Source organism: Shigella sp. FC1567 (assembly GCF_001743015.1).
GTDB lineage: Bacteria > Pseudomonadota > Gammaproteobacteria > Enterobacterales > Enterobacteriaceae > Escherichia > Escherichia coli.
This window is the reverse complement of sequence record NZ_MIIV01000166.1, coordinates 1-13,404: the sequence shown is the minus strand read 5'-3', so window position 1 is coordinate 13,404 and position 13,404 is coordinate 1. Positions and strand designations below refer to the sequence as shown.

Here is a 13,404-nt window from a genome sequence, read left to right as displayed (position 1 = left end):
ATGGAAGGGTTTTTTTTTGTCCGAAATCAAAATATAAAATTCAGTGATAATGTGAACTATCATTATCGCTTTAACATTAATAGTTGTGCAAAATTTCTTGCTTTTTGGGACTATTTCAGTGGTGCTCTAGTAGAGCATAGCCATGCTGAAAAATGTATTCATTTCTATCATGAGAATGATCTTCGGGATAGTTGTAATACCGAATCGATGCTTGATAAGTTAATGTTAAGATTCATCTTTTCATCTGACCAGAATGTAAGTAATGCACTGGCTATGATACGAATGACTGAGTCATATCATTTGGTTCTTTATCTTCTGAGAACTATTGAGAAAGAAAAGGAGGTAAGAATAAAGAGTCTGACAGAGCATTATGGTGTGTCGGAGGCTTATTTTAGATCTTTATGTAGAAAAGCTTTAGGGGCAAAAGTCAAAGAACAACTGAACACTTGGCGGTTAGTAAATGGTTTATTAGATGTATTTTTGCACAATCAAACAATCACTTCTGCTGCCATGAATAATGGGTATGCATCAACATCCCATTTTTCAAATGAGATAAAAACACGACTAGGCTTTTCTGCAAGAGAATTATCGAATATTACTTTTTTAGTGAAAAAAATAAATGAAAAAATTTAATATTAAATCTTTGACTCTCTTGATTGTATTGTTACCATTGATAGTTAATGCTAATAATATTGACTCTCATTTATTAGAACAAAATGACATAGCGAAATATGTTGCTCAAAGTGATACGGTAGGATCTTTTTTTGAACGTTTTTCTGCGTTATTAAATTATCCTATTGTTGTTAGCAAACAAGCTGCAAAAAAGAGAATATCTGGGGAGTTTGATTTATCTAATCCAGAAGAAATGCTTGAAAAAATGACATTACTTGTGGGACTCATATGGTATAAAGATGGAAATGCATTATACATATATGACTCTGGAGAATTAATAAGCAAAGTTATTTTGCTGGAGAATATATCACTTAATTATCTTATTCAGTATCTGAAGGATGCTAACCTTTATGATCACAGATATCCTATAAGAGGAAACATTAGTGATAAAACATTCTATATATCTGGTCCTCCGGCATTGGTTGAACTGGTAGCTAATACAGCAACTTTGCTTGATAAGCAGGTTTCTTCTATTGGGACAGATAAAGTTAATTTTGGGGTTATAAAATTAAAAAATACATTTGTTAGTGACAGAACTTATAATATGAGAGGGGAGGATATTGTCATCCCAGGGGTGGCTACTGTTGTAGAACGTTTATTAAATAATGGTAAGGCTCTGAGTAACAGACAAGCCAAAAATGATCCGATGCCACCCTTTAATATTACACAGAAAGTATCTGAGGATAGTAATGACTTTTCATTTAGTTCAGTTACCAATAGTTCTATATTAGAGGATGTATCACTTATTGCATATCCAGAAACCAATTCTATATTAGTCAAAGGTAATGATCAGCAAATACAGATTATTCGCGATATTATCACTCAGTTAGATGTAGCCAAACGACATATAGAATTATCATTATGGATAATCGATATTGATAAATCTGAATTAAATAACCTTGGCGTTAATTGGCAAGGAACGGCTTCATTTGGTGATTCGTTTGGTGCATCATTTAATATGAGCTCATCAGCATCGATAAGCACTTTGGACGGCAATAAGTTTATTGCTTCAGTTATGGCATTAAATCAGAAAAAGAAAGCAAATGTAGTTTCAAGGCCGGTGATTTTGACACAAGAGAATATTCCGGCTATATTTGATAATAACAGGACTTTTTATGTGTCATTAGTTGGTGAGCGCAATTCTTCGTTGGAGCATGTTACGTATGGAACATTGATAAATGTTATACCTCGCTTTTCATCTCAGGGACAAATTGAGATGTCTTTAACGATAGAGGATGGAACAGGAAATAGTCAGTCAAATTACAATTATAATAATGAAAATACATCTGTCCTTCCAGAAGTTGGAAGGACCAAAATCAGTACAATAGCGAGAGTTCCACAAGGCAAAAGTTTGTTGATAGGTGGTTATACGCATGAAACGAACTCTAACGAAATAGTATCTATTCCTTTTCTCTCCTCTATTCCTGTAATCGGTAATGTGTTCAAGTATAAAACAAGGAATATCAGTAATATTGTAAGGGTTTTTCTGATTCAACCCCGTGAGATAAAGGAGTCAAGTTATTATAATACTGCAGAATATAAGAGCCTCATATCTGAAAGAGAAATACAAAAGACTACACAAATAATCCCATCTGAAACTACTTTGCTGGAAGACGAAAAATCATTGGTTTCATACTTAAATTACTAACTATAAAGTAGGTGATGTATGCTTGATGTTAAAAATACAGGAGTTTTTAGCTCTGCATTCATTGATAAGTTGAATGCAATGACAAATTCAGATGATGGAGATGAGACTGCTGATGCAGAGCTTGATTCTGGCTTGGCTAATAGCAAGTATATTGACTCATCTGATGAGATGGCTTCCGCTCTTTCGTCATTTATAAACAGAAGAGACCTTGAGAAACTGAAAGGAACAAATAGTGATAGTCAGGAACGTATTTTAGATGGGGAAGAAGATGAAATTAATCACAAGATTTTTGATTTAAAGAGAACTTTAAAAGATAACCTTCCTCTAGATCAGGATTTTATAGACAGACTAAAGAGATATTTTAAAGATCCAAGTGATCAAGTCTTAGCATTAAGGGAACTTTTGAATGAAAAAGATCTTACTGCTGAACAAGTCGAATCATTAACTAAAATTATTAATGAGATAATATCAGGTAGTGAAAAAAGTGTTAATGCTGGAATAAATTCAGCTATACAGGCTAAATTATTTGGCAACAAAATGAAACTTGAACCACAGCTTTTGCGTGCATGTTATCGTGGTTTTATCATGGGGAACATATCAACAACAGATCAGTATATAGAATGGCTTGGTAATTTTGGTTTTAATCACAGACATACAATTGTGAATTTTGTAGAGCAGTCACTGATTGTAGACATGGATTCTGAGAAACCGAGCTGTAATGCTTATGAGTTTGGTTTTGTGTTATCTAAATTAATTGCAATTAAGATGATTAGAACTTCAGATGTAATTTTTATGAAGAAACTGGAATCCTCAAGCTTGCTAAAAGATGGCAGTTTAAGTGCAGAGCAGCTATTGCTAACTTTATTATATATTTTTCAATATCCAAGTGAAAGTGAGCAAATTCTTACTTCTGTTATAGACGTATCACGAGCCAGTCATGAGGATTCTGTAGTGTATCAAACATATCTATCTTCTGTTAATGAAAGTCCTCATGATATATTTAAAAGTGAAAGTGAAAGAGAAATTGCGATCAATATTCTACGAGAGCTTGTCACAAGTGCATACAAGAAAGAGCTTTCTAGATAACAGGAGATGAAAGTGATCCAGTCTTTTCTTAAGCAAGTAAGTACTAAGCCTGAATTAATTATATTAGTGCTTATGGTTATGATCATTGCTATGTTGATCATACCATTACCTACATACCTTGTTGATTTTTTAATAGGGCTTAATATTGTACTTGCTATTCTCGTTTTTATGGGATCATTTTATATTGAAAGAATATTGAGTTTTTCTACATTCCCTTCGGTTTTGTTGATAACGACATTATTTCGTCTCGCTTTATCAATAAGTACTAGTCGACTAATTTTAGTTGATGCGGATGCGGGTAAAATTATTACTACATTTGGCCAGTTTGTCATTGGTGATAGTCTGGCTGTAGGTTTTGTTATTTTTTCAATAGTAACTGTTGTGCAGTTCATTGTTATAACAAAAGGATCTGAAAGGGTTGCGGAGGTAGCTGCTCGCTTTTCTCTTGACGGTATGCCGGGGAAACAAATGAGCATTGATGCGGATTTAAAGGCTGGAATTATTGATGCCGCAGGAGCTAAAGAAAGACGCAGTATTCTGGAACGTGAGAGTCAATTGTATGGTTCATTTGATGGAGCAATGAAGTTCATTAAAGGTGATGCAATTGCTGGCATCATTATTATTTTTGTCAATTTAATAGGAGGTATTTCTGTTGGTATGAGTCAACATGGAATGTCTCTATCTGGTGCATTATCTACTTATACCATACTAACTATTGGTGACGGATTGGTCTCTCAGATTCCTGCTCTGTTAATTTCTATAAGTGCAGGATTTATCGTTACAAGAGTTAATGGTGATAGCGATAATATGGGACGTAACATAATGTCCCAGATATTTGGGAATCCTTTTGTTCTCATTGTTACATCAGCTCTTGCCTTGGCGATAGGGATGTTGCCAGGTTTTCCGTTTTTTGTTTTTTTCCTGATAGCAGTTACTTTGACGGCTTTATTCTATTATAAAAAGGTCGTAGAAAAAGAAAAAAGTCTGTCTGAGTCTGATTCTAGTGGCTATACTGGTACATTTGATATTGATAATAGCCATGACTCATCTTTGGCAATGATAGAAAATCTGGATGCTATTAGTTCAGAAACCGTTCCTTTAATTTTATTATTTGCCGAAAATAAGATAAGTGCAAATGATATGGAAGGTCTTATTGAAAGGATAAGAAGTCAGTTCTTTATTGATTATGGTGTCAGGCTTCCAACTATTTTATATAGAACAAGCAATGAGCTTAAGGTCGATGATATTGTTTTGTTAATAAATGAGGTGCGTGCCGATAGTTTTAATATATACTTTGACAAAGTGTGTATTACAGATGAAAATGGAGATATAGATGCTCTAGGTATTCCTGTTGTTTCAACTTCATATAATGAACGTGTTATTTCTTGGGTAGACGTTTCATATACAGAAAATCTAACTAATATTGATGCTAAAATTAAAAGTGCTCAAGATGAATTTTATCACCAGTTGTCACAAGCTTTATTAAACAACATAAATGAGATTTTTGGTATACAAGAAACAAAAAATATGTTAGATCAGTTTGAAAATCGGTATCCTGATCTATTAAAGGAAGTCTTCCGACATGTGACTATACAGAGAATTTCTGAGGTATTACAAAGATTGCTTGGAGAAAATATTTCTGTTCGCAATTTAAAACTTATTATGGAGTCTTTGGCGCTTTGGGCTCCCAGAGAAAAAGATGTCATAACATTAGTTGAACATGTCCGTGCATCACTTTCTAGGTATATTTGTAGTAAAATAGCTGTTTCTGGTGAGATTAAAGTTGTGATGCTTTCCGGATATATTGAGGATGCAATAAGAAAAGGGATAAGGCAAACCTCTGGTGGCTCTTTCTTGAATATGGATATAGAGGTTTCGGATGAGGTAATGGAAACTTTAGCACATGCTTTGAGAGAATTGAGAAATGCAAAAAAAAATTTCGTTCTTTTGGTATCAGTAGATATACGTAGGTTTGTTAAAAGACTTATAGATAACAGATTTAAGAGTATACTCGTTATATCGTATGCTGAGATTGATGAAGCATATACCATTAATGTATTAAAGACTATTTAGTGAGGTTTAAATATGAGTAACATTAATTTAGTTCAATTAGTTAGAGATAGTCTTTTCACGATTGGTTGTCCTCCATCAATTATTACAGATTTAGACAGCCATTCAGCGATTACCATTTCTTTGGATAGTATGCCTGCTATTAATATAGCTCTTGTCAATGAGCAGGTTATGTTATGGGCTAATTTCGATGCACCAAGTGATGTAAAACTTCAGTCATCTGCTTATAACATATTAAATTTAATGTTAATGAACTTTAGTTATAGCATTAATGAGCTGGTAGAGCTTCATCGTTCTGATGAGTACTTACAGTTAAGAGTTGTTATTAAAGATGACTACGTTCACGATGGGATTGTTTTTGCAGAGATTCTGCATGAGTTTTATCAGAGGATGGAAATCTTAAATGAGGTCTTATAATCAATGAGCTATATAAAATTGCTCACTCAATTATCTTTTCCTAATAGAATCTCGGGGCCAATCTTGGAAACAAGTCTTAGCGATGTTTCGATTGGTGAGATTTGTAACATTCAGGCTGGAATTGAAAGTAATGAAATTATTGCAAGAGCTCAGGTTGTAGGATTTCATGATGAAAAAACAATATTAAGCTTGATTGGAAATTCTCGTGGACTTTCACGGCAAACGTTGATTAAGCCCACTGCCCAGTTTCTTCATACGCAAGTCGGCCGTGGATTATTGGGAGCAGTAGTCAATCCTTTAGGGGAGGTTACTGATAAGTTTGCTGTTACGGATAACAGTGAAATTCTTTATCGACCTGTAGATAATGCTCCTCCGCTATATAGTGAAAGGGCTGCAATTGAGAAGCCTTTTTTAACAGGTGTTAAGGTTATTGATTCTTTACTCACGTGTGGTGAAGGACAGCGAATGGGGATTTTTGCGTCAGCTGGTTGTGGCAAAACTTTTCTCATGAATATGCTCATTGAACATAGTGGTGCTGATATATATGTTATTGGGTTAATTGGTGAGCGAGGTCGAGAGGTTACAGAAACGGTTGATTATTTGAAAAACTCTGAGAAAAAAAGCAGGTGTGTTTTAGTATATGCAACTTCGGATTACTCTTCGGTTGATCGTTGTAATGCTGCATATATAGCCACTGCTATAGCCGAATTTTTTAGGACTGAAGGACATAAAGTAGCGCTTTTTATTGATTCATTAACAAGGTATGCCAGAGCATTACGTGATGTGGCCTTAGCCGCTGGAGAATCACCTGCCAGAAGAGGCTATCCGGTTTCGGTTTTTGATAGCTTACCCAGACTTCTTGAAAGGCCAGGAAAGTTAAAGGCAGGTGGCTCTATTACTGCATTTTACACTGTTCTTTTGGAGGATGATGATTTTGCTGATCCATTAGCTGAAGAGGTAAGATCCATTTTAGATGGACATATATATTTGAGCAGAAATCTAGCCCAAAAAGGACAATTTCCTGCAATTGATTCCTTAAAAAGTATAAGCAGGGTATTTACACAGGTTGTTGATGAAAAACATCGTATTATGGCCACTGCATTTCGGGAGCTACTTTCTGAAATAGAAGAGCTAAGGACAATTATTGACTTTGGTGAATACAAACCGGGGGAGAATGCCTCTCAGGATAAAATCTACAACAAAATATCTGTTGTTGAGAGTTTTCTGAAGCAAGATTATCGACTCGGTTTTACTTATGAGCAGACAATGGAGCTTCTTGGTGAAACAATTAGATAAGGTTTTAAAAATCAAAGATAAATATCAACGGTCTGTTAAATTAATTGAAGCACACATATTAACACTAAAAAAAAAACTCTTTGTATCGAGATGTGGAGGCATTAGATAAAAGGATTATATACTTCCTGCAACTGGAGAATGACTTGGAACCTGTAGGCGCTCAGAGTGTTAGTCAGCTTTTCAATACAAGACGTAAGATCGCTATAGTAAAAAAGCATATTATCCAATATCAGTCTGAACGAATTCTTCTAAAGGGAAGAATTGAAGAAATTCAAAAAGATATTGATGAGGCAAATGCTTCTAAAAGAAAACTGCTTCATAAAGAGAGTAAAATATGTAAACGGATTGGCTTGATTAAAAGAAATAACTTTGCCAAACAGTTGATACTTGATGAGTTATCACAAGAGGATATGAAGTATGGCATTAGATAATATAAACCTAAATTTTAGTAGTGACAAACAGATAGAAAAATGTGAGAAACTATCTTCAATAGATAATATTGATAGTCTCGTTTTGAAGAAGAAGAGGAAGGTTGAAATTCCTGAGTACTCTTTAATTGCATCTAACTATTTTACTATTGATAAGCACTTTGAACATAAGCATGATAAAGGAGAAATTTATAGTGGCATTAAAAATGCGTTCGAACTTAGAAACGAACGAGCGACATATTCTGATATTCCAGAATCAATGGCCATTAAAGAAAATATTTTGATACCAGATCAAGATATCAAAGCAAGGGAAAAAATAAATATCGGCGATATGAGGGGGATCTTTTCATATAATAAGAGTGGAAATGCAGACAAGAACTTCGAAAGAAGTCATACTTCTTCTGTAAACCCTGATAATCTGCTAGAATCTGATAATAGAAATGGTCAAATTGGTTTAAAAAATCATAGCTTGTCTATTGATAAGAATATTGCTGACATCATTTCTTTACTAAATGGAAGTGTTGCTAAATCATTTGAGCTGCCTGTAATGAATAAAAATACTGCAGACATAACCCCATCCATGTCATTGCAAGAAAAATCAATAGTTGAAAATGATAAAAATGTTTTTCAAAAAAATAGTGAAATGACTTACCACTTTAAACAGTGGGGGGCTGGACATTCTGTTAGTATTTCAGTGGAGTCTGGTTCTTTTGTTCTAAAACCGTCAGATCAATTTGTAGGAAATAAACTTGACTTAATTTTGAAACAAGATGCTGAGGGTAATTACAGATTTGATAGCAGTCAACATAATAAGGGGAATAAAAATAATAGTACAGGATATAATGAACAGAGTGAAGAAGAATGCTAAGAATTAAACATTTTGACGCTAACGAAAAACTACAGATTTTATATGCAAAGCAACTCTGCGAGCGTTTTTCGATTCAGACATTCAAAAATAAATTTACAGGCAGTGAAAGTTTAGTCACTCTTACTTCCGTGTGTGGGGATTGGGTAATTCGTATTGATACATTATCTTTTTTGAAAAAAAAATACGAGGTATTTTCAGGATTTTCTACACAAGAATCTTTACTGCATTTATCAAAATGTGTCTTTATAGAGTCGTCATCTGTATTTTCGATTCCAGAACTGTCTGATAAGATTACTTTCCGGATCACGAATGAAATCCAGTATGCAACTACTGGGAGTCATTTATGCTGTTTTTCCTCTTCTTTAGGTATTATTTATTTTGACAAGATGCCGGTATTACGTAATCAAGTTTCTCTTGACTTATTGCATCATCTTTTAGAGTTTTGCTTAGGTTCATCTAATGTAAGGCTGGCTACTTTAAAAAGAATTCGTACTGGTGATATAATCATAGTTCAGAAACTTTATAATTTATTATTGTGTAATCAAGTTATTATTGGGGATTATATTGTGAATGATAATAATGAGGCAAAAATTAATCTGTCAGAAAGTAATGGTGAGTCAGATCACACAGAAGTTTCTTTGGCATTATTCAATTATGATGATATCAATGTAAAAGTGGACTTTATCCTTTTAGAAAAAAAGATGACAATCAATGAACTAAAAATGTATGTAGAAAACGAATTATTCAAGTTTCCCGATGACATAGTTAAACATGTAAATATTAAAGTAAATGGTTCTTTGGTTGGGCATGGGGAACTTGTTTCTATTGAGGATGGTTATGGTATCGAGATTAGTTCTTGGATGGTAAAGGAGTAATCTCATGCTGAGTGATATGTCCCTCATCGCTACACTTTCTTTTTTTACGCTATTACCATTTTTAGTTGCTGCTGGTACTTGTTATATAAAGTTTTCTATTGTTTTTGTAATGGTACGAAATGCACTTGGTTTGCAGCAGGTTCCATCAAATATGACTCTCAATGGTATTGCATTGATTATGGCTTTGTTCGTGATGAAACCCATTATTGAAGCTGGTTATGAAAATTATCTAAATGGCCCGCAAAAATTTGATACAATATCAGATATTGTCCGTTTTTCTGATTCTGGCTTGATTGAATACAAGCAATACTTGAAAAAGCATACAGATCTTGAGTTGGCACGTTTTTTCCAAAGGTCTGAAGAAGAAAATGCTGATTTAAAGAGTGCAGAGAATAATGATTATTCATTGTTTTCCCTCTTGCCTGCATATGCGCTAAGTGAAATTAAAGATGCGTTCAAAATAGGTTTTTATTTATATTTGCCATTTATTGTTGTTGATCTTGTTATTTCAAGCATTTTACTTGCACTTGGTATGATGATGATGAGTCCAATCACAATATCAGTACCAATAAAACTTGTATTATTTGTTGCGCTTGATGGGTGGGGGATCCTGTCTAAGGCCTTGATTGAACAATATATCAATGTTCCTGCTTAGATGATGGAGGTAATGTGTCTGATATAGTTTATATGGGTAATAAGGCTCTTTATTTAATCCTTATCTTTTCCTTATGGCCAGTAGGTATAGCTACGGTTATTGGATTAACTATTGGTTTATTACAGACAGTGACTCAACTTCAAGAGCAGACACTTCCTTTTGGTATAAAGCTTATAGGTGTCTCAATATCTTTGCTACTTCTTTCTGGATGGTATGGTGAGGTTTTATTGTCTTTTTGTCATGAAATAATGTTTTTAATTAAGAGTGGGGTTTGATGGACATTTCAAGCTGGTTCGAAAGTATTCATGTGTTTTTAATACTCCTGAACGGCGTTTTTTTTTAGATTGGCTCCATTATTTTTCTTTCTTCCATTTTTAAATAACGGTATAATTTCTCCATCTATTAGAATACCTGTGATTTTTCTTGTTGCATCAGGATTAATTACTTCTGGTAAGGTAGACATAGGTTCTTCTGTTTTTGAACATGTTTATTTCCTTATGTTCAAGGAAATAATTGTTGGCCTCCTTCTCTCTTTTTGCTTGTCTCTTCCCTTTTGGATATTTCATGCTGTTGGTAGTATTATTGACAACCAGCGTGGGGCAACGCTTAGTAGTTCAATTGATCCTGCCAATGGTGTTGATACGTCTGAATTGGCAAAATTTTTCAATCTTTTTTCTGCAGTTGTATTTCTATACAGTGGTGGAATGGTCTTTATTTTAGAATCCATACAATTGTCTTATAATATATGCCCGTTATTTTCTCAATGTTCTTTCCGTGTCTCAAATATCTTAACATTTCTGACTTTATTGGCAAGTCAGGCTGTTATTTTAGCCAGTCCTGTTATGATAGTATTGTTACTATCAGAAGTATTACTTGGTGTATTATCGAGATTTGCTCCGCAGATGAATGCTTTTTCCGTATCATTAACTATTAAAAGTTTACTTGCAATATTTATTATTTTCATCTGTTCTTCTACTATTTACTTTTCTAAAGTTCAATTTTTCCTCGGTGAACATAAATTTTTCACAAATCTATTTGTTAGATAAAATATTATGGCAAATAAAACAGAAAAGCCGACACCTAAAAAACTAAAGGATGCCGCAAAAAAAGGACAGTCATTTAAATTTAAGGATTTAACGACAGTTGTTATTATTCTGGTAGGGACATTTACTATAATATCATTCTTTTCCTTAAGTGATGTAATGCTCTTATACAGATATGTAATAATTAATGACTTCGAAATTAATGAGGGTAAATACTTTTTTGCAGTGGTTATTGTCTTTTTTAAGATAATTGGCTTCCCACTTTTTTTCTGTGTTCTTTCGGCTGTGTTGCCAACATTGGTTCAAACAAAGTTTGTTCTTGCGACTAAAGCTATCAAGATTGATTTTTCAGTATTAAACCCTGTTAAAGGGTTAAAAAAAATATTTAGTATAAAGACAATAAAAGAATTTTTCAAAAGCATTCTGCTTCTTATTATTCTAGCATTAACAACCTATTTCTTTTGGATTAATGACCGAAAAATAATTTTTTCTCAGGTGTTTTCTAGTGTTGATGGCTTATATCTTATTTGGGGGGGGCTATTTAAGGATATAATATTATTTTTCTTAGCATTTTCTATTTTTGTTATTATTCTTGACTTTGTGATTGAGTTCATTTTATACATGAAAGATATGATGATGGATAAACAGGAGATAAAAAGAGAATATATAGAGCAAGAGGGACACTTTGAGACAAAGTCGAGAAGGCGTGAGTTGCATATCGAGATTCTTTCAGAGCAGACTAAATCTGATATACGTAATTCAAAATTAGTGGTAATGAACCCGACTCATATTGCAATTGGTATTTATTTTAATCCAGAAATAGCGCCTGCACCTTTTATTTCTCTCATTGAAACTAACCAGTGTGCCTTGGCTGTCAGAAAATATGCAAATGAAGTTGGTATACCAACTGTGCGTGATGTGAAATTAGCTAGAAAACTATATAAAACACATACAAAATATAGTTTTGTTGATTTTGAACACTTGGATGAAGTCCTACGTCTTATTGTTTGGCTTGAGCAGGTTGAAAACACTCATTAATAAGTAAAGGAGATGTGTTATATGGGAGTTAATTTCTGTAATAAAATAGGTATTGATCAGTCTGAATTTGAAATAGAATCTTCCATCATTAACTCCATTGCTAATGAGGTATTGAACCCAATATCTTTCCTTAGCAACAAGGATATAATAAATGTTTTACTCAGAAAGATTTCATCTGAATGTGACCTGGTTAGAAAAGACATTTATCGTTGTGCTCTTGAGTTGGTCGTTGAAAAAACACCTGATGATTTATAATCATTCATAATAACTCTTTTGTTGATATAAATATTTTTGTTGAAGATATTTATGTAGTCACAGGATCAATTGTAGAAAATTGTTATGTTTTTGTTAGGAACTGAACTAAATAATATATGATAAGACAGCAAAAACGACTGACCATAATCCTTCTTTTATTAGGAGTTGATAAGAGAGACTATTCATCCTGTAATGTTAAAACTCTGTTATATAGTATTCGCGATTATGCAAAGTCTGTAAATGATCATGAGATACTAACCGAGAGTAATCGTTTATTATCTCATTGCATTTCAGATAGTAACGGAGCTTTCTTTAAAAGTAGTAAATACGTTCCCCTTAAGTACTTACGTAAAAGGAGAATAGCACGAAAGATACCAAATGATTAGCACTTTGCTAGTAAGCTTGCTGGTAAACTATATTGACCGTTGGGTTTGTTTTGAGACTGTAATTTAAATTGTGTAATTGCCTGTTTTTGATATGTTTACTCCAACAACGGAGACAGGTAAATTATGGACGAAAAGAAGCTTAAAGCCCTTGCGGCTGAACTGGCTAAAGGCCTCAAAACTGAGGCCGACCTCAATCAGTTTTCCCGTATGCTGACGAAATATCCCGGCTCTTAAAACGATAGTGGCTCAGGCTTTCATTTTTCAGCGTTCCCCAGAAGATTTCCATCGGAGCGTTGTCGTAACAGTTACCTTTACGCGACATTGATGTTTTCAGACCAGACTGCTCCTGTATGACCCGGTAATCGTATGCGCAGTACTGTGAACCTCGATCGGTGTGGTGGATTAGCCCGGCAGGTGGGCGCTGGCTCCTGAGCGCCATAAACAGGGCTTTACCCGTCAACTCTTTCGTCATGCACTCTCCCATGGCGTAACCGACAATTTCGCACGTATAAACATCTTTGACGCCGGCGAGATACAGCCATCCTTCCCGGGTGGCAACATACGTTATATCTGCGACCCAGACCTGATTAGGTGCTGTGGGCGTAAAGTTCTGATTCAGCAGATTCGGCGTAACCGGCAGATTGTGGTCAGAGTTTGTGGTCGCCCT

The 13,404-nt window shown here is 34.2% G+C and carries 13 protein-coding genes and 2 pseudogenes; 14 read left to right on the top strand and 1 reads right to left on the bottom strand.

Annotated elements, in window-relative coordinates; translation table 11 throughout:
- From mxiE to BHE85_RS11390, 14 genes and pseudogenes are all read left to right on the top strand, one after another.
- Positions 1-633, top strand: a complete 633-nt coding sequence (mxiE, locus tag BHE85_RS11455) for a type III secretion system transcriptional activator MxiE (protein ID WP_000398259.1) — start codon at positions 1-3, stop codon at positions 631-633.
- A complete protein-coding gene (mxiD, locus tag BHE85_RS11450; protein ID WP_000714359.1) occupies positions 620-2,320 on the top strand; it encodes a type III secretion system secretin MxiD in 1,701 nt (566 codons plus the stop codon). Before mxiE ends, mxiD begins: the two co-directional genes overlap by 14 nt.
- An 18-nt stretch (positions 2,321-2,338) precedes the next feature.
- On the top strand, positions 2,339-3,406 hold the full coding sequence (gene mxiC / locus BHE85_RS11445; protein WP_000887823.1) for a type III secretion system gatekeeper subunit MxiC: 1,068 nt from the start codon (positions 2,339-2,341) through the stop codon (positions 3,404-3,406).
- A gap of 12 nt (positions 3,407-3,418) precedes the next feature.
- Positions 3,419-5,479 carry a type III secretion system export apparatus protein MxiA gene (mxiA, locus tag BHE85_RS11440; RefSeq protein WP_032490756.1) on the top strand — a complete coding sequence of 687 codons (2,061 nt, stop codon included), beginning with the start codon at positions 3,419-3,421 and terminating at the stop codon, positions 5,477-5,479.
- A 12-nt stretch (positions 5,480-5,491) separates the two neighbouring features.
- Positions 5,492-5,893 carry a type III secretion system chaperone Spa15/SpaK gene (spa15, locus tag BHE85_RS11435; protein WP_000065501.1) on the top strand — a complete coding sequence of 134 codons (402 nt, stop codon included), beginning with the start codon at positions 5,492-5,494 and terminating at the stop codon, positions 5,891-5,893.
- A gap of 3 nt (positions 5,894-5,896) precedes the next feature.
- Positions 5,897-7,189, top strand: a complete 1,293-nt coding sequence (spaL, locus tag BHE85_RS11430; RefSeq protein ID WP_000120387.1) for a type III secretion system ATPase SpaL — start codon at positions 5,897-5,899, stop codon at positions 7,187-7,189.
- 80 nt (positions 7,190-7,269) lie between these two features.
- Positions 7,270-7,620 carry a type III secretion system protein Spa13 gene (gene spa13, locus BHE85_RS11425; protein ID WP_000285501.1) on the top strand — a complete coding sequence of 117 codons (351 nt, stop codon included), beginning with the start codon at positions 7,270-7,272 and terminating at the stop codon, positions 7,618-7,620.
- Entirely contained in the window at positions 7,607-8,485 is an 879-nt protein-coding gene (spa32, locus tag BHE85_RS11420) for a type III secretion system needle length regulator Spa32 (RefSeq protein WP_001162455.1), read from the top strand. Before spa13 ends, spa32 begins: the two co-directional genes overlap by 14 nt.
- Positions 8,479-9,360: a SctQ family type III secretion system ring protein Spa33 gene (gene spa33 / locus BHE85_RS11415; protein ID WP_000944308.1), complete on the top strand. Its 882-nt coding sequence runs from the start codon at positions 8,479-8,481 to the stop codon at positions 9,358-9,360. Before spa32 ends, spa33 begins: the two co-directional genes overlap by 7 nt.
- A gap of 4 nt (positions 9,361-9,364) precedes the next feature.
- Positions 9,365-10,015: a type III secretion system export apparatus protein Spa24/SpaP gene (gene spa24 / locus BHE85_RS11410; RefSeq protein WP_000947538.1), complete on the top strand. Its 651-nt coding sequence runs from the start codon at positions 9,365-9,367 to the stop codon at positions 10,013-10,015.
- A 14-nt stretch (positions 10,016-10,029) separates the two neighbouring features.
- Positions 10,030-10,290, top strand: a complete 261-nt coding sequence (spaQ, locus tag BHE85_RS11405; protein WP_001280546.1) for a type III secretion system export apparatus protein SpaQ — start codon at positions 10,030-10,032, stop codon at positions 10,288-10,290.
- A pseudogene (spa29, locus tag BHE85_RS11400) lies at positions 10,290-11,061 on the top strand (type III secretion system export apparatus protein Spa29/SpaR). Before spaQ ends, spa29 begins: the two are co-directional and overlap by 1 nt.
- Positions 11,062-11,067: 6 nt before the next feature.
- On the top strand, positions 11,068-12,096 hold the full coding sequence (gene spa40, locus BHE85_RS11395; RefSeq protein WP_001284685.1) for a type III secretion system export apparatus switch protein Spa40/SpaS: 1,029 nt from the start codon (positions 11,068-11,070) through the stop codon (positions 12,094-12,096).
- A 21-nt stretch (positions 12,097-12,117) separates the two neighbouring features.
- Positions 12,118-12,351, top strand: a complete 234-nt coding sequence (locus BHE85_RS11390; RefSeq protein WP_000538708.1) for a biofilm/acid-resistance regulator YmgB/AriR — start codon at positions 12,118-12,120, stop codon at positions 12,349-12,351.
- Positions 12,352-12,957: 606 nt separating this feature from the next.
- Here BHE85_RS11390 and BHE85_RS11385 read toward each other — a convergent pair.
- Positions 12,958-13,404 (bottom strand): annotated as a pseudogene (locus BHE85_RS11385) (IS3 family transposase); the annotation flags it as partial.